Origin of the sequence: Ramlibacter albus (assembly GCF_014297445.1) — a bacterium.
GTDB classification, from domain to species: domain Bacteria; phylum Pseudomonadota; class Gammaproteobacteria; order Burkholderiales; family Burkholderiaceae_C; genus Ramlibacter; species Ramlibacter albus.
The window spans coordinates 198,930-221,878 of sequence record NZ_JACORU010000009.1 but is presented as its reverse complement, the minus strand read 5'-3'; the positions used below and the strand labels follow the sequence as shown (position 1 = coordinate 221,878).

Annotated in this window: 22 protein-coding genes; 10 read left to right on the top strand and 12 right to left on the bottom strand. The window is 68.3% G+C overall.

The features are described from left to right. Positions 1-4 precede the first annotated feature (4 nt). The 3 genes from H8R02_RS22320 to H8R02_RS22310 are packed head-to-tail and all read right to left on the bottom strand — an operon-like array spanning position 5 to position 2,240. Positions 5-1,021: an alpha/beta hydrolase family protein gene (locus tag H8R02_RS22320; RefSeq protein WP_187083702.1), complete on the bottom strand. Its 1,017-nt coding sequence runs from the start codon at positions 1,019-1,021 to the stop codon at positions 5-7. A gap of 8 nt (positions 1,022-1,029) precedes the next feature. Beyond that, complete coding sequence (locus H8R02_RS22315) at positions 1,030-1,302, bottom strand: 2TM domain-containing protein (protein ID WP_255429492.1); 273 nt, start codon at positions 1,300-1,302, stop codon at positions 1,030-1,032. Positions 1,303-1,325: 23 nt separating this feature from the next. Beyond that, entirely contained in the window at positions 1,326-2,240 is a 915-nt protein-coding gene (locus H8R02_RS22310; protein WP_187083700.1) for a DUF6622 family protein, read from the bottom strand. A gap of 168 nt (positions 2,241-2,408) precedes the next feature. Here H8R02_RS22310 and H8R02_RS22305 point away from each other — a divergent pair, with 168 nt between their 5' ends. Then, the gene (locus H8R02_RS22305) at positions 2,409-3,128 is read left to right on the top strand and encodes a flavin reductase family protein (protein WP_187083699.1); all 720 of its coding nucleotides are present in this window, start codon (positions 2,409-2,411) and stop codon (positions 3,126-3,128) included. Here H8R02_RS22305 and H8R02_RS22300 read toward each other — a convergent pair. The 3 genes from H8R02_RS22300 to H8R02_RS22290 are packed head-to-tail and all read right to left on the bottom strand — an operon-like array spanning position 3,058 to position 6,283. Continuing rightward, entirely contained in the window at positions 3,058-3,447 is a 390-nt protein-coding gene (locus H8R02_RS22300; RefSeq protein ID WP_187083698.1) for a nuclear transport factor 2 family protein, read from the bottom strand. The genes H8R02_RS22305 and H8R02_RS22300 overlap by 71 nt on opposite strands. Positions 3,448-3,506: 59 nt before the next feature. After that, positions 3,507-5,381, bottom strand: coding sequence for an aconitase family protein (locus H8R02_RS22295; protein WP_187083697.1), 1,875 nt, complete (start codon positions 5,379-5,381; stop codon positions 3,507-3,509). Next, the gene (locus H8R02_RS22290) at positions 5,378-6,283 is read right to left on the bottom strand and encodes a LysR family transcriptional regulator (protein WP_187083696.1); all 906 of its coding nucleotides are present in this window, start codon (positions 6,281-6,283) and stop codon (positions 5,378-5,380) included. The genes H8R02_RS22295 and H8R02_RS22290 overlap by 4 nt, the downstream gene beginning before the upstream one ends. 94 nt (positions 6,284-6,377) lie before the next feature. Between H8R02_RS22290 and H8R02_RS22285 the strand changes: the two genes are divergently transcribed. From H8R02_RS22285 to H8R02_RS22275, 3 genes are read left to right on the top strand one after another with little or no spacing between them, the layout of a single operon-like run. Continuing rightward, on the top strand, positions 6,378-7,304 hold the full coding sequence (locus H8R02_RS22285) for a hydroxymethylglutaryl-CoA lyase (RefSeq protein ID WP_187083695.1): 927 nt from the start codon (positions 6,378-6,380) through the stop codon (positions 7,302-7,304). Next, positions 7,301-8,494, top strand: a complete 1,194-nt coding sequence (locus H8R02_RS22280) for a CaiB/BaiF CoA transferase family protein (RefSeq protein ID WP_435531297.1) — start codon at positions 7,301-7,303, stop codon at positions 8,492-8,494. The genes H8R02_RS22285 and H8R02_RS22280 overlap by 4 nt, the downstream gene beginning before the upstream one ends. A 36-nt stretch (positions 8,495-8,530) precedes the next feature. Further along, positions 8,531-9,484, top strand: a complete 954-nt coding sequence (locus H8R02_RS22275) for a Bug family tripartite tricarboxylate transporter substrate binding protein (RefSeq protein ID WP_187083694.1) — start codon at positions 8,531-8,533, stop codon at positions 9,482-9,484. Between the two features lie 217 nt (positions 9,485-9,701). Here the strand turns inward: H8R02_RS22275 and H8R02_RS22270 are convergent, their stop codons facing one another. Beyond that, the gene (locus H8R02_RS22270) at positions 9,702-10,151 is read right to left on the bottom strand and encodes a cupin domain-containing protein (RefSeq protein WP_187083693.1); all 450 of its coding nucleotides are present in this window, start codon (positions 10,149-10,151) and stop codon (positions 9,702-9,704) included. Then, on the bottom strand, positions 10,144-10,836 hold the full coding sequence (locus H8R02_RS22265; protein WP_187083692.1) for an RNA polymerase sigma factor: 693 nt from the start codon (positions 10,834-10,836) through the stop codon (positions 10,144-10,146). Before H8R02_RS22265 ends, H8R02_RS22270 begins: the two co-directional genes overlap by 8 nt. 81 nt (positions 10,837-10,917) lie before the next feature. On the opposite strand from H8R02_RS22265, the gene H8R02_RS22260 reads away from it, so the two are divergent. Then, the gene (locus H8R02_RS22260) at positions 10,918-11,742 is read left to right on the top strand and encodes an undecaprenyl-diphosphate phosphatase (RefSeq protein WP_187083691.1); all 825 of its coding nucleotides are present in this window, start codon (positions 10,918-10,920) and stop codon (positions 11,740-11,742) included. Here H8R02_RS22260 and H8R02_RS22255 read toward each other — a convergent pair. Beyond that, positions 11,693-12,481 carry a lipase family alpha/beta hydrolase gene (locus tag H8R02_RS22255; protein ID WP_187083690.1) on the bottom strand — a complete coding sequence of 263 codons (789 nt, stop codon included), beginning with the start codon at positions 12,479-12,481 and terminating at the stop codon, positions 11,693-11,695. The two genes, H8R02_RS22260 and H8R02_RS22255, sit on opposite strands and share 50 nt — an antisense overlap. Before the next feature lie 148 nt (positions 12,482-12,629). Here H8R02_RS22255 and H8R02_RS22250 point away from each other — a divergent pair, with 148 nt between their 5' ends. Continuing rightward, the gene (locus H8R02_RS22250; RefSeq protein WP_187083689.1) at positions 12,630-13,910 is read left to right on the top strand and encodes a protein kinase domain-containing protein; all 1,281 of its coding nucleotides are present in this window, start codon (positions 12,630-12,632) and stop codon (positions 13,908-13,910) included. A gap of 1 nt (position 13,911) precedes the next feature. On the opposite strand, the gene H8R02_RS22245 is transcribed toward H8R02_RS22250, so the two are convergent. The 3 genes from H8R02_RS22245 to H8R02_RS22235 are packed head-to-tail and all read right to left on the bottom strand — an operon-like array spanning position 13,912 to position 18,315. Continuing rightward, a complete protein-coding gene (locus H8R02_RS22245; protein WP_187083688.1) occupies positions 13,912-14,727 on the bottom strand; it encodes a proteasome-type protease in 816 nt (271 codons plus the stop codon). Beyond that, on the bottom strand, positions 14,724-17,387 hold the full coding sequence (mutS, locus tag H8R02_RS22240) for a DNA mismatch repair protein MutS (protein ID WP_255429491.1): 2,664 nt from the start codon (positions 17,385-17,387) through the stop codon (positions 14,724-14,726). The genes H8R02_RS22245 and mutS overlap by 4 nt, the downstream gene beginning before the upstream one ends. Positions 17,388-17,403: 16 nt before the next feature. Further along, on the bottom strand, positions 17,404-18,315 hold the full coding sequence (locus tag H8R02_RS22235) for an inositol monophosphatase family protein (RefSeq protein ID WP_187083687.1): 912 nt from the start codon (positions 18,313-18,315) through the stop codon (positions 17,404-17,406). Positions 18,316-18,483: 168 nt separating this feature from the next. Here H8R02_RS22235 and H8R02_RS22230 point away from each other — a divergent pair, with 168 nt between their 5' ends. Genes H8R02_RS22230 through H8R02_RS22215 form a run of 4 tightly spaced genes read left to right on the top strand, consistent with a single transcriptional unit; the run spans position 18,484 to position 22,949 of the window. Then, positions 18,484-19,065, top strand: coding sequence for a 2-oxoacid:acceptor oxidoreductase family protein (locus tag H8R02_RS22230; protein ID WP_187083686.1), 582 nt, complete (start codon positions 18,484-18,486; stop codon positions 19,063-19,065). After that, positions 19,059-20,312, top strand: a complete 1,254-nt coding sequence (locus H8R02_RS22225; protein ID WP_187083685.1) for a transketolase C-terminal domain-containing protein — start codon at positions 19,059-19,061, stop codon at positions 20,310-20,312. Before H8R02_RS22230 ends, H8R02_RS22225 begins: the two co-directional genes overlap by 7 nt. Before the next feature lie 2 nt (positions 20,313-20,314). After that, positions 20,315-21,319, top strand: coding sequence for a thiamine pyrophosphate-dependent enzyme (locus H8R02_RS22220; RefSeq protein WP_187083684.1), 1,005 nt, complete (start codon positions 20,315-20,317; stop codon positions 21,317-21,319). A 1-nt stretch (position 21,320) separates the two neighbouring features. Continuing rightward, positions 21,321-22,949 (top strand): NAD(P)-binding protein, encoded by a 1,629-nt coding sequence (locus H8R02_RS22215; protein WP_187083683.1) that lies wholly within the window; start codon positions 21,321-21,323, stop codon positions 22,947-22,949.

Here is a 22,949-nt window from a genome sequence, read left to right as displayed (position 1 = left end):
CGAATCATTCTAGGTGCTTGCGGAAGAAGGCCACCACCTTGGCGTGCACGCGCGGTACTTCGGCGCGGTCGAAGCCGGGCGGGTCGGCCAGCAGCGTGGCGACGTTGCCGCCAAGGCGCGGCACGGGCGGCGACAGCAGCGAGCCGTGGCCGGCGCCGGGCAGGTCCGCGATCATCTCGCACGTCTTGCATGCCTCGGCGATCGGGTTGAGGTGCCAGCGCGGGGCAAGCCAGATGTCCTGGTGCGCGCGAACGAAACCGAGCCTGGCCGTGGGGGCGCGCAGAGACTCCACGTCGAAGTCCGCCGCGAAGGGCACCTCGGCGCCGATGGCCACGATGCGCGGGTCGGTATGCGAATACCACTTCGAATCATCAAGCCGGTTGCGGATCACGCCGCGCGCGATGGTCTTCTTCATGCCGTCGAGGACGCCGCCATCCAGCAGCGTCACCGGTGCGGCGCAGGTGTTGAAGTCTTCGTCGAGGTGCGCCTCGCAGTGCTTGAGCAACTGCGACGGGGACCAGCGGCCGCCGGCGAGCACCAGCGCCGTGTGGCCGCCCGCGGACATGCCGTACATGCCGACCTTCTTCGCGTCGAAGAGCGGGCCGAAGCGCGCGTCCTTCGCCATCGTGTCGATGGCCTTGGAAATTTCGGCGGGCCGCTGCTTCCAGCTCGCGGGGCCGATTTTGGCCTGGTCGTGCCAGTTGTCGCCTTCGTGCTCGGGCACCGCGACGATGTAGCCGGCCTGCACCAGCAGGCGGGCCAGGTCGGTGTAGCTCCACGCCGCGCCGCCGGAGCCGTGCGACAGCACGACCAGTCGGTTGTTGCCGGGGGCGGGCGCTGCGTTCTCGGCCAGTCGCAGGGTGAAGGGGCCGCGGGTGACGGGTTTGTCCTGCGCTTGCGTCGGGTAGAAGACAGTGACCGAGTCCACTTGCGTCAGGCCGGTGCCTGCGTGGGCCGGGCCGCTGGCCCAGCTCGCGGCGAGCACCGTGGCGCCCATCACCACCGCGGCGTAGCTTTTCATGGCGCGGCTCACCACGGGTCCCTCTGCAGCTTCAGGCGCTCGCGCTCGACCAGGCGGTCGTGCAGGCCCGAGTTGCCGGTGAGGAAGAACACCACCACGCCGTGGATGGCCAGGCCGAAGCCCCAGCTGATGGCCGGGAAGATGGCCCAGTTGCGGCCCATCGACAGCGCCATCGCCATCAGCATCAGGTTCACGAGCACGTACACGGTGGCGTGCACGATGAAGCCCATCTTGGCGCCGGCGCGCTTGCGGGCCAGGCGTTCGATCTCTTGCGAATCCATGGTCATCTCCTTGGGTTGAAGTTTCAGGCTTGCAGGGCGATGGCGGGGCTGGGGCGCACGGCGAGCTTGAGCACCCGCACGGCGCGGCCGGTGAAGAGGCCGCTGAACACGCCGCTCAGCGCAGCCAAGGTCACGCCGAAGGTCAGGTCGTTCACGAGCGAGTGGTTCATCGCGATGGCCACGCCGGACGCGTACTTGATCATGAAGATGCCCAGGATCAGGCCCATCGGCACCCAGCTGCCCGGCAGCGCGAAGCTGCGCGTGGCGGCGTCGTAGCTGGCCTTGGCGGTGCCGGCGGCGACGAGGCTGAAGACGCCCGCGGCAACCACGGCCCACGTCATCATCACGAGCGAGAAGGTGGCGGCGTTGCCGAAGGTGTTGACGGTGCCCCAAAGCGAGAAGGCGGTCATCACGGCGGGCGTCACGAGCATGCGGGTGAGGCTGGCGTTGCGGTCGCGGGTCTGCGTGTAGCCCAGCACCAGCAGGCCGACGAGCAGGCCCCACACCCACAGCGGGGTGTTGGTGACGATGGGTGCCAGGTAGCCGGTGCCCAGGAACTTGCCGATGGTGCGATTGGGTGCCAGCGTGAACACGCCCGCGCCGATGCCCGCGCCGAAGTACAGCCGCTGCATGATCGCCTTGTGCTGCGCGATGTTGCGATTGGCAAGCGCACGGAAGGCGAAGAACAGCCCGATGAACGTGGCCGGGATGAACAGGTGGATCGGCGAGAAGCCCGCGAAGCTGAACTTCAGCTCGCTGCGGATGAACGCGGCGGACACGGCCGTGACGATCATCAGCGTGACCCAGGCGTAGCCGAAGGCGCGGTGCAGTTGCGGGCGCTGGGTGGCACCCTTGCGGGCCCACAGGGCGACCGGGCCAGTGACCAGCGCGCCCAGGGCGGCGGTCATGTGGATGACGATGATGGGGCTCAGTTGCATGGTGTCTCTCCGGTCTGCGATGGAGCGGACTTTGCCGGGCGGGCCCGCCGGGCGCGACGGCGCCGAGACAAAACGGCCGGATCGCGGCGCGAAATGCAGCCGCGGCTTCGCGAAATGCAGGTCCGGAAGCGGCCAGACCGGGCCGGGCGGCGCGGCGAAAGTGCGCCCATGCACATCGCCAGCGAACCCCCCATCCTCTATCTCGGCACCCCCGTGGTGCTCATCGGCACCGTCAACGAGGACGGCTCGCCCAACCTCGCGCCCATGTCCTCGGCTTTCTGGCTGGGGTGGCGGTGCATGCTGGGGCTGGGGTCGGCGTCGCAGACGGCCGCGAACATCCGGCGCACGGGTGAGTGCACGCTCAACCTGCCGTCGGCTTCACAGGTGGGGATGGTGGACAAGCTGGCCCTGACCACGGCGCGGAAGGAAGTGCCCCCTTACAAGGCGGCGCGGGGCTATCGCTACGTGGCTGACAAGTTCGGGATCAGCGGGTTCGACCCTGTCGATTCCGAGACCATCGAGCCCCCGCGAGCGCGCCAGTGCCCGGTGCAGATGGAGGCGGTGCTGGAAGGCACGCACGCCGCCGGGCAGGACGACGCGGCCTTGCGTGGCCGCGTGCTCGTGTTCGAGGTGCGGGTCCAGCGCGTGTGGCTGGACCCTGCGATCACCATGGGCCCGGACCGCATCGACCCGGACAAGTGGCGGCCGCTGATCATGTCGTTCCAGCGGTACTACGGGCTGGGCGACGAGGTGCACCCCTCGCGGCTGGCTTCGATCCCCGAAGCCATGTACCGCAGCCCGGACGTCGATCGCGCGCTCAGCCCCCCGCCTTCACGCGCGCAGCCGAGTCGTACATCCCGACCCAGCGCGACACCTTGCCGCCCTTGATGTTGAACACGTGCACCCACGGCGATTCGAACTCGCCGCCCTTGGGCAGCACGCGCGCCTTCTGGAACCCGAGCACCGTGACGTGGTCCGTCCCGCCGAAGAACTCTCGCGGCTCGAAGACGGTGATGTCGTCGCTGGCCGCGAGCTGACCGAACCACTTCTGCACCGCCTCCTTGCCGCGCACGGTGCCGATGTAGGGCGCGTTCACGGTCGCGTGCAGCGACCATTCGATGTCGTCGGTGCAGTTCGCCAGGATCGTGGCGATGTCGCCTTGCCCGAAAGCCTGGTACATGGACTGGATGAGCGCAACGTTCTGCATGGCACGTTCTCCTGTGAGTGGTGCCAGCGATACGTGCGCGGCGCGGTGCCGGATTCGCCTTACGTCGCCTGCAGTTCCTCGAACGAAGCCAGCTTGCCCGCGAGTGCGCTCGCCATCACGGTGGCGGGGCTCGCCAGCCACACCTGCCCCGGCCCGCTGCGGCCGGGGAAGTTGCGGTTGATCGCGCTCACGGTCACTTGCGACGCGTCGGTGGACGAACCCGGGCCGCAGTTGGCGCACGCGCCGCACGACGGCTGCAGGATGCGCGCGCCGGCGGCTTCGAAGGTCTTGTCGTAGCCCTTGGCGATGCAGTAGTCGCGCACGGCCGTCGTGCCGTATTGCAGGTACAGCTGGACGTGCGATGGCACCTTCCTGCCATGCGCGAGGCCCCACGCGAGCACCTCGTGGTAGCGGTCGAAGTCCTCGCGCTTGCCGGCGGTGCACGAGCCGCCGTAGGCGATGTCGATCGTCACTTCGCGGTCGAGCTCCGCGAGGGGCACGCCGTTGCCGGGGTCCCCGGGCCCGGCCACCATGGGCGAGAGCTTCGAGCAATCGACCGTGATCGTCTGCGCGTAGCTTGCTTCGTCGTCGCTGCGCATCCAAGGCTCGAGCGTGAAGTCGATCCCGCGCCGCTCCTTCAGGAAGCGCACCGTCTCCTCGTCCGGCGCCACGATGCCGGTGAAGCCGCCCAGCTCCGCGGTCATGTTGGTGAGCGTCGCGCGCTCGTCGATCGACATCGCGCGGACGGCGCTGCCGGTGAACTCGAACACCTTGCCCACGCCGCCGCCGCTCTTGATCTGCGGCAGCGCGAGCAGGTGCAGCACGATGTCCTTGGCGCTCAAGCCCGCGGGCAGGGGGCCTTGCAGTTCGACGCGCAATTGCTCAGGGGTGCCCAGGCGCACCGTGCCGTTGACGAAAGCGTTGGCCATGTCGGTGGTGCCCACGCCGAAGGCGACACAACCGAGGGCGCCGCTGTGCGGCGTGTGCGAGTCCGTGCCGACCACCACCTGGCCGGGCAGCGCATAGAGCTCCGCCACCATCGCGTGGGAGATGCCGGCGACATTGCTTCCGTCGTCGGCGCGGGCTTCCGCGTCCGTGAGCGTCCGGTGCGAACGCAAATCGTGCTGCGCGATGAAGTCGCGCTGCGCCTGCTGCATCGCGCGCATGTTGGGGATGAGGCCCATGCGAATGTGGGCGGGGCTCTCGTCGACGTAGGAGCTGTGGTCTTCGAAGACGACGACTGAGGCGGGGTCCTGCACCTGGTAACCGTCGGGGGACGCCACCTTGAGCATGTGCGCGGCCATGCCGGTGTAGTACTCGTGGATGAAGCGCAGGTGCGGGCGGACGAAGTTGCCCTCGCGGCGGCGGGCGACAATCTTTTCGAAGAGCGTGAGCGGGCGGCGCGCGGCGATGGATTCCGGGTCAAGCCCGGAATGACGCGGTTCGGCGGTGGCTGCGATGGCGGCGAGCGCGGCGCAGTATTTCAGCAGGCCGCCTGCGCGGAGGATCGCCGCTGCTTGCTCGTCGCGGCCGCGGAGCAATTCGTCGATGGCGATGTCCTCGCCGCGTTCGATGCGCCCCACCAGCGACATGTCCGTCGACGTGAACAACCCGATGTTGTCCGCGTTCTGCCGGTAAATCCGCTCGAAGCTCTCGGCAACCACAAGCCGGATGCCCGCCAGCTTCTCCGCCGCCGGGCTGTGCTCGCGCGAGCTGCCCTTGCCGTAGCGCTTGCCGGCCACCGTCACGTCGTAGCCGCCGGCAGCCACGTCGCCCCGGGCAATGGCAAGGTCGCCCTTGAACCCGGTGTACGCAAACTGCCCCAGCCTGTCGTCGTAGTAGGACATGATCGCCACCGGCGTGATCTCGTCGGTGGAAACGTCGTCGCGCAGCTGCGCGCCGCTGCGCAGGTAAAGGATCTTGTTGAACTTCATGATGCCTGGCCCTTGGCCGCCAGATGATCGACGAGCAGTTGCGCCGCCGGCGTCAACGTTGCTTCGTCGCGGTAAACGATGATGAACCGGCGCTCGGCCCACGGTTCCGAAAGCGGGATGATCTTCAGCTCGTACATGGTGGCGTAGATCTCCGCCACTTCCTTCGGCACGAGGCACACGGCCAGCCCCGCGCGCACGACGCGCAGCGCGGCTTCGAAGTTGTTGACGACCACGCGGTAGCGGAACACCTTGCCCACACGTGCCGCCTCGCGCTGCAGCATCACCTGCACCGCGCTGTTCACCGGCAGGCTCACGTGCTCGTAGTCGAGGATCTCCTCGAAGCGCACGCTCTTGCGGCTCGCCAGCGGGTGCTTGCGCGGCACGACCATCGCGAGCTTATCGGTGCGATACGGCCGTGCCTGCAGCGTGCCGATGTCCGCGGCGTCCCAGCACACGCCGATGGACGCGGTGCCGTCGCGGATGCCGCGCACGATGTCGGGGCTCACGCGCTCCTCCAGGTTCACCTGGATGTTCGCGTGCGCGGGCTCGTGCAGGAAGGTCGCGATGTCATCGGCCAGCGACTCCGCCAGCGCCGATGCCGACGCGAGGATGCGCACCTGCCCGCGCGCGCCTGCCGCGTACGCGCCCATGTCGCGCTCGATGGCCGACGCGCTGGCGAGCATCGCGCGTGCGTGCTCCAGCAAGGTCTGCCCCGCGGCCGTGGGCGCCACGCCGTGCCGCTTGCGCGTGAGCAATGGCGTGCCGAGCGTGTCTTCCAGCTGCGCGAGCCGCTTGCTGATGGCGCTGCCCACGATGTTGGCCCGCTCGCCCGCGCGCGCGATGTTGCCCGTCTCGCACACGGAGACGAAGAGGCGCAGGCTGGTGAGGTCGAGGTCGCGCAAGAGAAGTCCAGAGATTCCAGAGATTCCGAAATGGAACGTCTGGCATTCCAAAACTGAGTAGAAATTTCGGTTTGGAAATTCTAGACTGGCAACCATGCCGAAACAAGCCATCCTCCGCGAAATGGGCCTGCGCGACGGGCTGCAGAGCGTCGCCACCATCGTGCCCACCGCTGCCAAGATCGAGTGGATCCGCGATGCATACGCTGCCGGGCAGCGCGAGATCGAAGTGGGCTCGTTCGTGCCCGCGCGTTTGCTGCCGCAGCTGGCCGATACGGCCGAGGTTCTCGCGTTCGCGCAGACGCTGCCGGGCCTGAAGGCCTCGGTGCTCGTGCCGAACATGAAGGGCGCCGAGCGCGCGATGGAATGCAAGGCGGAGCTGATGCTGCTGCCGCTGTCGGCGAGCCACGCGCACTCGCTCGCCAACCTCCGCAAGACGCCCGACGACGTGGTGGCCGAGATCGTGCGCATCCGCGATGCACGCGACGCAGCGGGCTCGAAGACGAAGATCGAGGTGGGCATCAGCACCGCGTTCGGCTGCACGATCCAGGGCCATGTGCCGGAAGAAGAAGTCGTGCGGCTCGTGCAATACGTGCTCGACGAAGGCGTCGACTCCGTCGGCCTTGCGGACACCGTGGGCTACGCGGACCCGCAGCAAGTGAAGCGCCTCTACGAGAAGGTGCTCAAGGTCACGGGCGACAAGCTCAATTGCGCGCACTTCCATGACACGCGCGGCCTCGGCCTCGCCAACTGCTTTGCGGCGTGGGAGATGGGCATCACCCGCTTCGACGCGTCCATCGGCGGCATCGGCGGTTGCCCGCATGCGCCGGGTGCCAGCGGCAATGTGGCGACGGAAGACGTGCAGTACATGCTGCAGAGCATGGGTGTCGAGACGGGGCAGGACTTCGACAAGCTGATCGCGCTGCGAGGCAAGGTCGCGAAGTGGCTCGAAGGCGAACAACTGCACGGCAGCGTCTGGCGCGCCGGCCTGCCGAAGACGATGAAGGAACAGGTGACCGCGTGAACGACATTCCCCAGCCCCTCAAGGGCCTGCGCGTCATCGAATTCACCCACATGGTGATGGGCCCCACCTGCGGCATGGTGCTCGCGGACATGGGTGCCGAGGTCATCAAGGTCGAACCGGTCGCCGGCGAAGGCACGCGCCGCCTGCTCGGGGCGGGCGCCGGCTTCTTCCCGATGTTCAACCGCAACAAGAAGAGCATCGGCATCGACATCCACTCGCCCGAAGGCGCGGAGCTCGCGCGCAAGCTGTGCGCGACGGCCGACGTCGTGTGCGAGAACTTCAAGCCGGGCACGATGCAGAAGTACGGCCTCGACTACGAGACCATCGCCAGGACCAACCCCAAGGTGATCTACGCCAGCCACAAGGGCTTCCTGCCCGGCCCGTACGACCACCGCACCGCGCTCGACGAAGTGGTGCAGATGATGGCCGGCCTCGCCTACATGACCGGCCGCCCCGGCGACCCGCTGCGCGCGGGCACGAGCGTCAACGACATCATGGGCGGTTTGTTCGGCGCCATCGGCGTGCTGGGCGCGCTCATCCAGCGTGGCATCACCGGCAAGGGCATGGAAGTGCAGTCGGCGCTGTACGAGAACAACGTGTTCCTCGTCGGCCAGCACATGCTGCAGTACGCCGTGACCGGCAAACCCGCCAACCCCATGCCCGCCCGCGACAACCCGTGGGCCGTGTACGACGTGTTCACGGTGAAGGACGGCGAGCAGATCTTCCTGGCCGCCGTGAGCGACGCGCAGTGGCGCACCTTCTGCGACACCATGGGTTTCGCGGACCTCAAGGACGAGCCCGAGCTCGCCACGAACAACCTGCGCGTGGTGCAGCGGCCGCGCCTGATCAAGACGATCGCCGAGCGCCTGGCCCATCGCAGCGCGGCAGAGCTGGCATCGTTAATGGAAAAGGCTGGCTTGCCCTTCGCGCCCATCCGGAAACCCGAAGACCTTTACGATGACGAGCACTTGCTCGCCACCGGCGGCCTGGCGGACGTGAAGCTGCCCGACGGCCCCAGGGCGGGCGATTCCGTCAAGACCACCCTGTTCCCGATTACGCTCGCGGGGCAGCGCCTCGGTATCCGGCTGCACCCGCCCAGGCTGGGCGAGCACAGCGCGGAGCTGCTGCAGGGCATCGGGCTGGCCGAGGCGGACATCGAGCAGTTGCGCGCGCGGGCGGTCATCGCCTGAGCGCGCTTTTGGGTTTACGCAGGAGACAACGTCACCATGGATCGTCGCAATTTCTCGCTCGCCGCTCTGGCCGCAGCACTGGCCCCCACCGCTTTCGCGGACAACACCGTCAAGTTCATCCTGCCCAACGCCACGGGCTCGGGCGTGGACGCCATCACGCGCTCGGCCGCGCCCGCATTGGGCAAGGCACTGGGCGCGAGCGTCGTCGTGGACAACCAGCCCGGCGCGGGTGGCGTCGTGGGCCTGCAGGCGCTGGCCCGCTCGGCGCCGGACGGCAACACGCTGTCGGTGGTGTCGAACAACGTGGTGATCTTCCCCAGCGTGCTGAAGTCGCTGCCCTTCGACATGCCCGGCGACTTCACGCCGATCGCGATCGTCGGTGCGACGCCGATGGTGCTGGTGGTCAACCCGACCAAGCTGCCGGTGAAGGACGCGAAGGAGTTCTTCGCGGCGCTCAAGGCCAAGCCCGACGGCTACAACTTCGCTTCGGGCGGCAACGGCACCATCCTGCACCTCGCCAGCGAAATGGTGCTCGACGCCGCCGGCGTGAAGGCCAAGCACATCCCGTACAAGGGCGTGGGCCCGATGGTGACGGACCTGATCGGCGGCCAGGTGGACTTCGGCACGGCGGCGCTGCCCAGCGTGCATTCGCAGATCAAGGCCGGCACGCTGCGCCCCATCGGCATGCTCACGCCGCAGCGCACGCCGGCTGCGCCCGAGATCCCGACGTTCGCCGAGCAGGGCCTGAAGGACTTCTCGCTCGACGCGTGGTTCGCCGTGATCGGCCCGAAGAACCTGCCGGCCGCGCAGGTGAAGAAGGTTCACGACGCGCTCGTGGCCGCCTTCAACGACCCGGCCGTGAAGGAGACCATGGCCAAGCAGGGCAACACCATCAACATCAGCACGCCCGAGCAGGCGCAGGCCGGGTTCCGGCGTGAGCTGCAGCGGTTTGCGGCGCTGGTGAAGAAGGTCGGGCTGGAACCTCAGTAAGCAACGTCGTCCCCGCATGGTGTGACCCCACAGCACCGTCACCCCGGGCTTGACCCCGGGGTCCATGCCGAGAATGTCGGGGTAGAGGTCTCGCCACTGCGGATTTTTCTTCTCGATCAGCGCGATCTTCCATTCGCGCTTCCAGTTCTTCAGCTGTTTCTCGCGACTGATCGCCGCCTCAATCGGATTGCGGGTCAAGCCCGCAATGACAACGGCTTCATACGAGCTGCTCCGCCTTCGGCGTCGCCCCGCGCAGGAAGATCACCGCGCCTTCGTCCGAAGTGCTGTCCGCATCCAGCACGTCCTTGCGCACGCGGTGGTAGCTGCCCGCGGGCAGCAGCAGCTCGCCGATGCGCAGCACGCCTTCGATCACCACGCACTCCTCGTCCACGGGGTGCCTGTGCGCCGGCAACACCGCGCCGGGGGCGAACTGGAGCAGATAGGACATCACGCCGTCCTGCTCGTGCAGCACCTTGCGCCGGATGCCGGGCAGCAGGTCATGCCAGCGGCCCGCGTCGGCATGGATGGACGTGTGGTGCGGTACCGAGTCGTTGGCGATGCGCTTCATCAGGCGCGAGCGCACGCGCGCAAGTGCCGCGTCCTCGCCCTCGAGCGGGCGCTGCGCGTCCGTCAGCGCCCGCGAGATGTCGTCGTCCAGGTCAGCCATGGGCATAACCCTTCTGCAAGACACCGCGCAGCTTCTGCTGCGAACGCGTCATGAGCGACTTGACCGTGCCCAGCGGCATGCCGGTCAACGAGGCGATCTCCGTTTGCGAGAGGTCGCGGAAGTAAGCCAGGCCCAGCACCCACCGCTCGTTGGCGGACAGCTCGCGCAGCGCTTCGTGCAGGCGCGTGCTGGCCTCCACGCTCTCCAGCAGCTCGTCGGGGCCGAGGGCAGGGCAGCGCTCGTGCGCATCGGCCTCGTAGTGCGGCGCGCCGGTGGCGCCGCCGTGGCGCAGCGTCTCCTGCCGCAGCCGGTCCAGCGCGCGGCTGCGCGCGAGCGTCATCAGCCAGGAGAGGGCACTGCCCCGGGCGGGGTCGAACTGCGCGGCGTTGCGCCACGCCTGGAAATAGCAATCGGCGAGCACGTCTTCGGCGTAAGCCTCGCCCGTGATGCGCCGGACCACGGCGAGCGCATGCCGCGACGTGGCCTCGTAGAAACTCTCGAAGGCGCGCCCGTCGCCGCCGGCCGCGGCACGCAGCCACTGCGCCAGCTGCTCGTCGCGCAGGCGCTTGGCAAGCTCGGTGTCGGGGCTGGGCGTTTGCATGCGGGGCGCGCGCGGCAACGCAGGTGCCGCACCTGCGGGGCAGGTTAGCACGAAGGTCAGCGGCGGCCCAACAGCGGCATCCATGATGGGAGTTACGGGGCAGCCCGGCCGCCGGATTCACCCGCGGAGGGGATAATCCACGCTCTTTTGTCGAAGGAGCACGTGTTGGATCTGGTTCTGCTGGCCAAGGCGGCCGTCATGGGGGTGGTGGAAGGCCTCACCGAGTTCCTGCCCATCTCCAGTACCGGCCACCTGATCCTCGCCGGGGCGCTGCTCGGGTTCGACGACGAGAAAAGCAAGGTCTTCGACATCGCCATCCAGACCGGCGCCATCCTCGCGGTGATCATCGTCTACTGGCAGAAGATCCGCGAAACCGTGGTGGCGCTGCCCACGCAGCAGCAGGCGCAGCGCTTCGCGCTGAACGTGTTCATCGGCTTCCTGCCCGCGGTGGTGTTCGGCCTGGCGCTGGGCAAGCTCATCAAGACGCACCTGTTCACGCCGCAGGTGGTGGCCACCACCTTCATCCTCGGGGCGTTCGTCATCCTGTGGGCCGAGAAGCGCTCGCCCTCGCACGTGCGCATCCAGGAGGTGGACGACATGAAGCCGCTGGACGCGCTGAAAGTGGGGCTGGTGCAGTGCCTCGCCCTCGTGCCCGGCACCAGCCGCAGCGGCGCCACCATCATCGGCGGCATGCTGCTGGGGCTGTCGCGCAAGGCGGCGACCGATTTCTCGTTCTACCTTGCGATCCCGACTCTGATCGGCGCGGGCGTGTACAGCCTGTTCAAGGAAAGGCACCTGCTGTCGGCGGACGACCTGCCGGTGTTCCTCGTCGGGCTGTTCTTCTCGTTCGTCAGCGCGTGGGCCTGCGTGCGGTGGCTGCTGCGCTACATCTCCAGCCACAGCTTCACGCCGTTCGCGTGGTACCGCATCGCCTTCGGCCTCATCGTGCTCGGGACCTGGTGGACGGGCGCCGTGCAGTGGCACGCCTGATCTTGCGGTAGGGCTTCCACTTGTTTTCGGGCTGGGCCAGGCGGTCCAGCACGATCCGCATCACGTCGGCATGCGAGCCCATGCCCAGGTGGCTGGCATTCACCTCGATGTTCTGCACGCAGTCGCCCTCGTCCTGCAGGCAGCCGCGCCAGCAGACGAGGCCGTCGGTGCGGCTGTAGACGGACGTCGTGGGCACGGGCGGGCATTCACGCAGGCGCGCCTGCATCTCGGGCGTGAGCTGCGAGGTGTCGCCGCCCAGCAGGCGGTAGATCGTGCCGGCATGGTTGGCGTCCTGCATCGCGCCGAAAGGCGTGCCGAGCGTCACCACCTGCCGCACGGCCTCAGGGCAGAGCTTGGCCACTTCGCGGGCATAGACACCCCCCAGGCTCCAGCCGACGAGGCTGACCTTGCGGCCGGTGCGCGCATGCAGTTCGCGCACCCGCGCCACGAGGTCGCCCAGCCACTCGTCGAGCTCGCCATCCGGCCCGGTATTGAGGCCGCCGCCCCAGTCCTGCACCGCGAAGCCGCGGTCGCGCAGGAAATTGCGTAGGACGACCGTGCTGAGGGCGCCTCCCCCGAGGCCCGGGTAAACGATGACAGGGTGGCCGTCCCCGCGCTGGCGGGGCGTGACGCTGACGTGGGCGGCGCAGAAGTCGAGCAGTGCGCGCACCGGTTCCGTGAAGAGCAAGCCCAGCGGTGGGGCCTGCAGCGTGGCGGCGAGTGCGTTTTGTTTTGGCATGCAAACAATCTGCGGCCGGGCTCGGCCCCAGCCTGTGGGCCGCCGGACCCCGGCTGCGTAGGACACCGGCTGATGCTGCGCCGCAACAATACAAGCGGAAACCAAAGAGTTCATTGCCGCCGCGGCTGGGTTGGACGAACATTGCGCGATGGAAGCGAGCACTCTCCCAACCGCGATCGGCAAGTACCAGATCGAGAAGGAGCTGGGCCGGGGGGCCAGCAGCGTCGTGTACCTCGCCCGCGACCCGTTCAACCAGCGCTCCGTGGCGCTCAAGCAGGTGCACGCTCACCTGGTGAAGGACGAGATCGCGGCGCGGCGCATGCGCCGCAGCCTGCACAACGAGGCCGTGCTGGCGGGCACGCTGAAGCACCCGCACATCATCCGGCTTTACGACGCCGACGAGGAGGCCGACCCGCCGTACCTCGTGCTGGAGTACGTGGAGGGCACCTCGCTCGCCTCGCACACCGCACCCGACAAGCTGCTGCCCGTGGCACAGGTGCTGAACATCGCTTTCAAGGTGTGCAGCGCGCTGGAGCATGCGCAGAAGCGCGGCCTGGTGCACCGCGACATCAAGCCCGCCAACATCATGCTGCAGCCCGACGGCGAGGTGAAGCTGGCGGACTTCGGCACCGCGCTTTCCCTGCAGGGCGACACCACGCAACTCGCGGGCATCGTGGGCTCGCCCAGCTACATGTCGCCCGAGCAGGTGAAGGAGGAGACCTGCACCCACCACAGCGACATGTTCTCGCTGGCGGTGGTGATGTACGAACTGCTCACGTCCAAGCGGCCGTTCGAGGGCGACTCCGATTTCGCGACGCTGTTTCGCATCAGCACCGAAGACCCCGTGCCGCCGACCACCCTGCGGCCGGACCTGCCCGAGGCGATCGATGCGGTGATCCTCAAGGCGCTGCAGAAGAAGCCGGGCAACCGCTACGCGCAGTGGTCGCAGATGGCCGATGCGCTGCTCGCCATCAACTGCCAGATGCCCGCGCGGCGCGCCGAGGACCGTGAGTCCGAGCGCTTCACGCAGCTGCGCGACCTGAAGTTCTTCTCCGGCTTCCAGGACAACACGCTGTGGGAGGCGCTGCGCCTGGGCACGCTGCGCTCCTACGGCGCCGGCACGTCGCTGATGGTGGAAGGCGCCAAGGGCGAGTCGTTCTACATCCTGCTCGAAGGCGAAGCCTCCGTCAGCACCAAGGGCCGCGAGATCGCGAAGGTGGGCCCCGGCGTGACGCTGGGCGAGATGGCCTACCTGCAGCCGGAGAACCCGCTGCGCTCGGCGACGGCCAAGGCCACCTCGAACGTGCTGGCGCTGGAGATCCGCAACGACGCGCTGCGCAGTGCGTCGGACGAACTGCAGAACCGCTTCGACAAGGCCTTCATCCAGCTGCTGATGACGCGGCTGGTGGCGGGCAACGAGCGCGTCTAGCTCAGATCAGCTTTTCTTCGGGCCGCGTGATCTTCTTCAGCGGCTTGTTGATGCTGCCGCCCGCCGGCGCCTTCATGTCGTCCCACACCGGGTCGTCGAGGCTGTCGAACACCTCGCGCAGCTTCTGCCCCCAGCTGGAATGCAGCATGCGGAAGTACGGGTTCTGCATGTCGATGCAGACGATCTGCTCCGTCTCGAAGCGGTTGGCCTCGTAGACCACCAGGTCCAGCGGCGGGCCGACAGAGAGGTTGGACTTCATCGTGGAGTCCATCGACACCAGCGCGCACTTGGCGGCTTCTTCCAGCGGCGTGTCGGGCGTGATCACGCGGTCCAGCACGGGCTTGCCGTACTTGTACTCGCCGACCTGGAAATAGGGCGTCTCGGGTGTGGCCTCGATGAAGTTGCCTGCCGAGTACACCTGGAACAGGCGCATGCCTTCGCCGCGGATCTGGCCGCCGAAGATCAGGTTGACGTTGAACTCGACGCCGGAGTACTTGAGCGCCGCCGCGTCGCGGTCGTACACGTGGCGCACGGCTTGCCCCAGCACGCGCGCCGCGTCGAACATGCTCGTGGCGTTCCAGATCGTCACGGGCTCGCTGTCCTCGCGCTCCTTGAGCTGCTCCACCTGCAGGATCTCGCGCACGGACTGCGAGATGCTCAGGTTGCCCGCCGACAGCAGCACCATGAAGCGGTCGCCCGGCTTCTCGTACACGATCATCTTGCGGAAGGTGCTGATGTTGTCCACGCCCGCGTTGGTGCGCGAGTCGGAGAGGAACACCAGGCCCGCGTTGAGTTTGATGCCGACGCAGTAGGTCATTTCAGCAGTTTCTTCAATTGGTAGAGCGCGTCAAGGGCTTCGCGGGGGCTGAGCGCATCGGGGTCGATCTGGCCCAGGGCCGCCTCCACCGCGCTCGGCGCGAGCGCCTCCGAGGCGGGCGGGGGTGCGAACAAGTCTACCTGCTCGCGCATCTGCTCCTGGTTGCTTTCCAGCGCGGAGAGCGCGTTGCGCGCGTGGTTCACCACGGCCGCCGGCATGCCGGCGAGCCGAGCGACCTGGATGCCGTAGCTGCGGCTGGCGGGGCCGGGCTGGATTTCGTGCAGGAACACGATGTCGCTGCCGGACTCGGTCGCGCTCACGTGCACGTTCACCGCGCAGTGGTGCTTCGCGGGGAATTCGGTCAGCTCGAAGTAGTGCGTGGCGAACAGCGTGAACGACTGCGCCTTGTCGTGCAGGTGGGCTGCGATGCCGGAGGCGAGGGCAAGGCCGTCGAAGGTGGACGTGCCGCGGCCGATCTCGTCCATCAGCACCAGGCTTTGCGGCGTGGCGGCGTGCAGGATCTGCGCGGCCTCCGTCATCTCCAGCATGAAAGTGGACTGCGCATTGGCCAGGTCGTCGGCGGCGCCGATTCGCGTGTGGATGGCATCGAGCGGGCCGAGGCGGCACGCCTTCGCGGGCACGTACGAGCCCATCGAGGCCAGCAGGCAGATGATCGCCACCTGCCGCATGTACGTGGATTTGCCGCCCATGTTGGGGCCGGTGATCACCTGCATGCGCTGCTTCGGGCCGAGGCGCGTGTCGTTGGCGATGAAGGCGCCGCCGTGCATTTCGGCCAGGCGCGCTTCGACGACCGGGTGGCGGCCCTGCGTGATTTCTATGCCCGGCTCCCGGATGAACTGCGGCCGGCACCAGTCCAAGGTGAGCGAGCGTTCGGCCAGCGCGCAGAGCGCATCGAGCGACGCCATCGCGCGCGCAAGCCGCGTGAGCGCGGGGATGTGCGCCTGCAGGTCGTCGAGCAGTTGCTCGTACAGCCACTTCTCGCGTGCGAGGGCGCGCTCCTGGGCGGAGAGGGCCTTGTCTTCGAAGGCCTTCAGTTCCGGCGTGAGGAAGCGCTCGGCGTTCTTCAGCGTCTGGCGGCGGCGGTAGTCGGCCGGCACCTTGTCCAGCTGGCCCTGCGTGACCTCGATGTAGAAGCCGTGGACCTTGTTGAACTGCACGCGCAGGTTGGCGATGCCGGTGCGGGCGCGCTCACGCGTTTCCAGGTCCAGCAGGAAGCCGTCGCAGTTGTCCTGGATGGCGCGCAGTTCGTCGAGCTCGGCGTCGAGGCCGGTGGCGATGACGCCGCCGTCGCGGATGAGGGCGGCGGGTTCTTCGTGGATCGTGCGCGCCAGCCGTTCCGCGCAGCCAGTGGGAGGCACGAGGTCGTCCGCGATCCCGGCGAGGTCGTCATCCCCGCGCAGGCGGGGATCCAAGGCGTCGGGAAGCTTTGGATTCCCGCCTTCGCGGGAATGACGAAGAAGCGCCTGCAACTCGGCGGCCTTCACGAGCGATTGCCGCAGGCCCACCAGTTCGCGCGGCCGAACCTGCCGCAGCGCGACGCGCGCAGTGATGCGTTCGACGTCGTTCACGCCTTTCAACGCGGCGTGCACCCGCTGCCATGCACCTTCGCGCAGTACCTCGATCGCGTCGTGCCGCCGAGTCGCCTGCGACCGATCGCGGCGCGGCTCGAGCAGCCAGCACTTGAGCATGCGGCTGCCCATGCCCGTCATGCACGTGTCGAGCAGCGAGAAGAGCGTGGGCGAGTCCTCGCCGCGCAACGTCTGCACCAGCTCCAGGTTGCGACGCGTGGTGAGCGGCAGGTCGATGAGTTCGTCGTCGCGCTGCACCTGCAGCGAGCGCACGTGCGTGAGCGCGCGTCCTTGCGTGTGCTCGGCAAATGCGAGCAGGGCGGACGCGGCGGCGTGGGCGTGCTGCAGCGTCTCGGCGCCCCAGGCGTTGAGCGATGCGGCGCCCAGTTGCTCCTGCAACTTGCGCGCACCGAGGCCTGCGTCGAACTGGAACTCCGGCCGCTGCGTGAGCGCGAAACCGGCGTTGAGCTTGAGCGCGGCCAGCCTCTGCTGGAACACGGCGGTCGTGTCGGCGCTGTACAGCACTTCACTGGGCGCGATGCGGGCGATCCAGCTTTCGACCTCGTCGCCCGCGCATTCCGCCAGCTGCACGGCGCCTTGCGTCACCGAGAGCCACGCGAGCCCCGCGCGATTGCGAGCACCCTGGTGCACGGCGAGCAGCAGGGCTTCGGACTTGTCGGAGAGGAGTTCGGTATCGGTGAGCGTGCCGGGCGTGACCACGCGCACGACCTTGCGTTCGACCGGCCCTTTGCTGGTCGCGACGTCGCCGACCTGCTCGCAGATGGCCACCGACTCGCCCAGCTTGATCAGCCGTGCGAGGTAGTTCTCCACCGAATGGAAAGGCACGCCGGCCATCACGACCGGCTCGCCGGCCGACATGCCGCGCTTGGTGAGCGTGATGTCGAGGAGGCGTGCGGCCTTCTCGGCGTCCGCGTAGAACAGCTCGTAGAAGTCGCCCATGCGGTAGAACACGAGCGTGGCCGGGTGCTGGAGCTTGATCGCCCAGTACTGCGCCATCATCGGCGTGTGTCGGCTCAGGTCCACCGAGCCGGTATCGGGATTCGCGCTCATTGCGCGCCGATTATCGTCACTCGTCCGTACCGTGCTCCCGCGGCACGTCGGCGCCCGGCGTGGTGGCCGGGTCGACGAGTTGCTCCGTGGTCTTCGACAGGTCGGTCTTCTCGGCCACGGTGGCGAACTTGCTGTACTTGTGCAGGATGCTCACCAGCTGGCCGTAGATGCGCGGGTTGCCGGCGACGCATTCGCGCTGCTCGAGGAAGTCCGCTTCACCGGTGAAGTTGCCGATGAGGCCGCCGGCCTCGGTGACCAGCAGCGAACCCGCGGCCACGTCCCACGGCGACAGGCCCGTTTCGAAGAAACCGTCGGTGAAGCCGGCCGCGACATACGCGAGGTCGAGCGCGGCCGCGCCGGGGCGGCGCAGGCCGGCCGTGCGCTGCATCACGTCGGCCATCATGCGCAGGTAATGGTTGAAGTTGTCGCCGGGGCGGAACGGGAAGCCGGTGGAGATGAGGCAGTCCTTCATCTGCGTGCGCTTGCTCACGCGGATGCGGCGGTCGTTGAGGAAGGCGCCGCGGCCGCGCGTGGCGGTAAAGAGGTCGTTACGGGTCGGGTCGTAGATCACGGCCTGCTCGACGCGGCCCTTGACCAGCAGCGCGATGCTGACGCAATAGACCGGGAAGCCGTGGATGAAGTTGGTGGTGCCGTCCAACGGGTCGATGAGCCACACGTGGTCGCTGGCTGCATTGCCGTGCTCGCGACCGGACTCCTCAGCCCAGATGCCGTGGCTGGGGTAGGCCGTGAGCAGCGTGTCGATGACTGCTTCTTCGCTCGCGTGGTCGACTTCGGTGACGAAATCGTTCACCTGCTTCTGCGAGATGCGCACGGCTTCGACATCGAGCGCCGCGCGGTTGATGATCGCGCCGGCGGCGCGTGCGGCCTTCACGGCCACGTTGAGCATGGGGTGCTGGTTGGACGACATGATTTGTTCAAGAGCGGCCCGTCGAGGCGGCAATGCGCCTCGGGCGATGGGGGCATTTTACGGCAGGCGTGAATTCCACGCCGCGCGCCGCTGCGGCTTGACACATATCAACGGCCCGGCCGCTGCGAAGCGAAGAATCCGCCTCAACAGCCACACCGGGGAACCTTCATGCTCCAGATCCGCCTGCACGGCCGCGGTGGCCAGGGCGTCGTCACCGCCGCCGAGATGCTTTCCATCGCGGCGTTCGAGCAGGGCCGGCACGCCCAGGCCTTCCCCAGCTTCGGCTCCGAGCGCACCGGCGCCCCGGTGGTGGCGTTCTGCCGCATCGACGACCGCGAGATCCGGCTGCGCGAGCCGGTGCTGCAGCCCGACGTGCTGATCGTGCAGGACCCCACGCTGCTGCACCAGGTGGACGTGTTCCAGGGCCTGCAGCCGGACGGCTACGTGCTGATCAACAGCAAGCGCACGTTCGACGAGCTAGGGGTGGGCGAGATCGCGCGCAAGTTCCGCCACGAGCGGCTCGTCACGGTACCTGCCACCGAGATCGCGCTGCGCCACCTCGGGCGGCCGCTGCCCAACGCGGTGCTGCTGGGCGGCTTCGCGGCGCTCACCGGCTTCGTGACGCTGGACGCCGTGCAGCACGCCATCCGCGACGTGTTCAGCGGCAAGGTGGCCGCGAACAATTCGGCCGCCGCCGCCGAGGCGTATGCCACCGTGCGGCTGCAGATGAAGGAAGGTGCGCCATGCTGAAGCAGATAGAAGGCTCGCGCGCCGTCGCCGAAGCCGTGGCGCTGTGCCGCCCGGAGGTGATCTGCGCCTACCCCATTTCCCCGCAGACGCACATCGTCGAGGGCCTGGGCGAGCTGGTGAAGGGCGGCGCGCTCGCGCCGTGCGAGTTCATCAACGTGGAGAGCGAATTCGCCGCAATGAGCGTGGCGATCGGCTCGAGCGCGGCCGGCGCGCGCAGCTACACCGCCACGGCGAGCCAGGGCCTGCTGTACATGGCCGAGGCGGTCTACAACGCGTCCGGGCTGGGCCTGCCGATCGTCATGACGGTGGCCAACCGCGCGATCGGCGCGCCGATCAACATCTGGAACGACCACAGCGACAGCATGAGCCAGCGCGACTGCGGCTGGCTGCAGCTGTTCGCCGAGAGCAACCAGGAGGCGGTGGACCTGCACATCCAGGCGTTCAGGCTCGGTGAAGAGCTGTCGATGCCGGTAATGGTGTGCATGGATGGGTTCATCCTCACGCACGCGGTGGAGCGCATCGACATCCCGGCGCAGGCCGACGTGGACGCCTTCCTGCCGCCGTACGAGCCGCGCCAGGTGCTCGACCCCGCGGAGCCTGTGTCGATCGGCGCGATGGTGGGCCCGGAGGCTTTCATGGAAGTACGCTACCTGGCCCACGCGAAGCAGACGCTCGCACTCGAACGCATCCCCGTGATCGCGCGCGAGTTCGAAGATCGATTCGGCCGCGCGTCGGGCGGCCTCGTGCGGCCCTATCGCTGCGAGGGCGCGGAGACGATCGTCGTGGCGCTGGGCTCGGTGCTCGGCACGCTGAAGGACACGATCGATGAGTTGCGCGATGCGGGCGTGAAGATCGGCGTGCTCGGCATCCAGTCGTTCCGGCCGTTCCCGCTGGCGGCGGTGCGCGCCGCGTTGCAGGGCGCCGAACGTGTCGTCGTGCTGGAAAAGAGTTTTTGCGTGGGCCTGGGCGGCGTGCTGTCCACCGACGTGCGCGTGGCGCTGTCCGGCCTGCAGCTGCATGGCTACACGGTGGTGGCCGGCCTTGGCGGCCGCGCGATCACGCGCGCATCGCTCGCGAAGATGCTGGCCGAAGCGGTAGCCGACCAGCTGCAGCCGCTGACCTTCCTGGACCTCGACTGGCGCATCGTCGAGCGCCAGCTCGAGCGCGAAAGGACGATGCGTCGCAGCGGCCCCGTTGCCGAGAACCTGCTGCGCGACGTCGGCGCCGTGGCGTCCAAGGTGAGCTGAACATGAGCACGCAACCCGTCAAGTTCTACCAGACCGGCACGTTCACCGTTGGCAACCGGTTGCTCGCGCCGGAACAGCGCAGCGTGCAATCGAGCACCGAGCGCAGCAACTCGCTCAACTCCGGCCACCGCGCGTGCCAGGGCTGCGGCGAAGCCCTGGGCGCGCGCTACGCGGTCGACGCGGCGATGCGCGCGGCGAACCGGCAGCTGATCGCCGCCAACGCCACCGGCTGCCTCGAGGTGTTCTCCACGCCGTACCCGGAAACGTCGTGGCAGCTGCCCTGGATCCATTCGCTGTTCGGCAACGCCGCGGCCGTGGGCACCGGCATCGCCGCGGCGATGAAGGTGAAGGGCCGGCAGGGCGTGCGCGTGATCGCGCAAGGCGGCGACGGCGGCACCACCGACATCGGCTTCGGCTGCCTGTCGGGCATGTTCGAGCGCAACGACGACGTGCTGTACATCTGCTACGACAACGAGGCGTACATGAACACCGGCGTGCAGCGCAGTTCCGCCACGCCGCATGCCGCGCGCACGGCCACCACGATGGCCGTCGGCGCGCAGCCCGGCGCCAGCTTCGGGCAGGGCAAGAACCTGCCGCTGATCGCGATGACGCACGAGATCCCGTACGTGGCGACCGCGACCGTCGCCGACCTGCGCGACCTGGAGAACAAGGTGGAGAAGGCGATGGCCGTGCGCGGCGCGCGCTACATCCACATCCTGGTGCCGTGCCCGCTGGGCTGGGGCTCGGCCAGCAACGACACGATCCGCATGGCGCGGCTTGCGCGCGAGACCGGCATCTTCCCGGTCTTCGAAGCGCAGCACGGCGAGGTGACGGCGGTGACGAAGATCCGCCGCTTCGTCCCGGTGGAGCAGTACCTCAAGCCGCAGCGGCGCTTTGCGCACCTGTTCGGCGACCCCGGCCGCCCCGATGTGGTCGACAAGATCCAGGCGGAGGCGAACAGGAACATCCGCCGCTTCGACCTGCTCGAAACCACCGCGGAGGCCTGACATGGAGAAACCCTTCGCCATCACGCTCGACCCCGGCTCGTCGCTGGCCAACAAGACCGGCTCCTGGCGCACCGAGCGCCCGGTGTACGTGCACCGCCTGCCGCCATGCAATGCGCAGTGCCCCGCGGGCGAGGACATCCAGGGCTGGCTGTTCCACGCCGAAGGCGGCGACTACGAAACGGCCTGGCGCCACCTCACGCGCGACAACCCGTTCCCCGCGACGATGGGGCGCGTCTGCTATCACACCTGCGAAAGCGCCTGCAACCGCGGCAAGCTCGATGCCGCGGTCGGCATCAACTCGGTGGAGCGCTTCCTCGGCGACGAAGCCATCAGGCGCGGCTGGAAGTTCGAGCCGCCGTCCAGCGACTCCGGCAAGCACGTGCTGGTGGTCGGCGCCGGGCCTTCGGGCATGTCCGCGGCGTACCACCTGCGGCGCCTCGGCCACCGGGTGACGGTGAAGGAAGCGGGCCCGGTCGTGGGCGGCATGATGCGCTTCGGCATCCCCAGGTACCGCCTGCCGCGCGACGTGCTGGAAGCCGAGATGCGGCGCATCGCCGACCTCGGCGTGACCGTGCAATTGAACACGCGCGTGGACAACATCGCCGATGCCATGCGCGAGGGCGGCTTCGACGCCGCGTTCCTCGCGGTGGGCGCGCACATCGCCAAGCGTGCGTTCATCCCCGCGAAGGACTCGTCCCGCATCCTCGACGCCGTGTCGGTGCTGCGCTCCATGGACGGCGAACAGCGGCCGCTGCTGGGGCGCCGCGTCGTCGTGTACGGCGGCGGCAACACGGCTGTCGACGTCGCGCGCACCGCGCGCCGGCTCGGCGCGACCGAGGCCGTGATCGTGTACCGGCGCACGCGCGACCGCATGCCGGCGCACGACCTCGAGGTGGAGGAGGCGCTCGAGGAAGGCGTGATGGTGAAGTGGCTGTCGACCATCAAGCAGGCCGACGGCGGCTCGCTCACGATCGAGAAGATGCGCCTGGACGACAAGGGCAACCCGCAGCCCACCGGCGAGTTCGAGACGCTGCAAGCCGATTCGCTCGTGCTGGCGCTCGGCCAGGACGTGGACCTGTCGCTGCTGGAAGGCGTGCCGGGGCTCGAAGTGAAGGACGGCGTGGTGCAGGTCGACAGGGCCACAATGATGACCGGCCATGCGGGCCTCTTCGCTGGCGGCGACATGGTGCCGGCCGAACGCAACGTGACGGTGGCCGTGGGGCATGGCAAGAAGGCGGCGCGCCACATCGACACGTGGCTGCGCGGCACCGTGCTGCAGGCTGCACCGAAGCCGCCGCTCGCGAGCTTCGAAGGGCTGAACACCTGGTACTACAGCGACGCGCCCAAGAAGATGCGCCCGCAGCTGGATGCGGCCCGCCGCACCAGCAGCTTCGACGAAGTGCAGGGCGGCCTGACGGAGGAGAACGCGCTGTTCGAGGCGCGCCGCTGCCTCTCGTGCGGCAACTGCTTCGAGTGCGACAACTGCTACGGCGTGTGCCCCGACAACGCGGTCGCCAAGCTGGGGCCCGGCAAGGGCTTCCAGTTCAACTACGACTACTGCAAGGGCTGCGGTGTCTGCATGAACGAGTGCCCGTGCGGGGCCATCGAGATGGTGCCGGAGCAGGTGTAG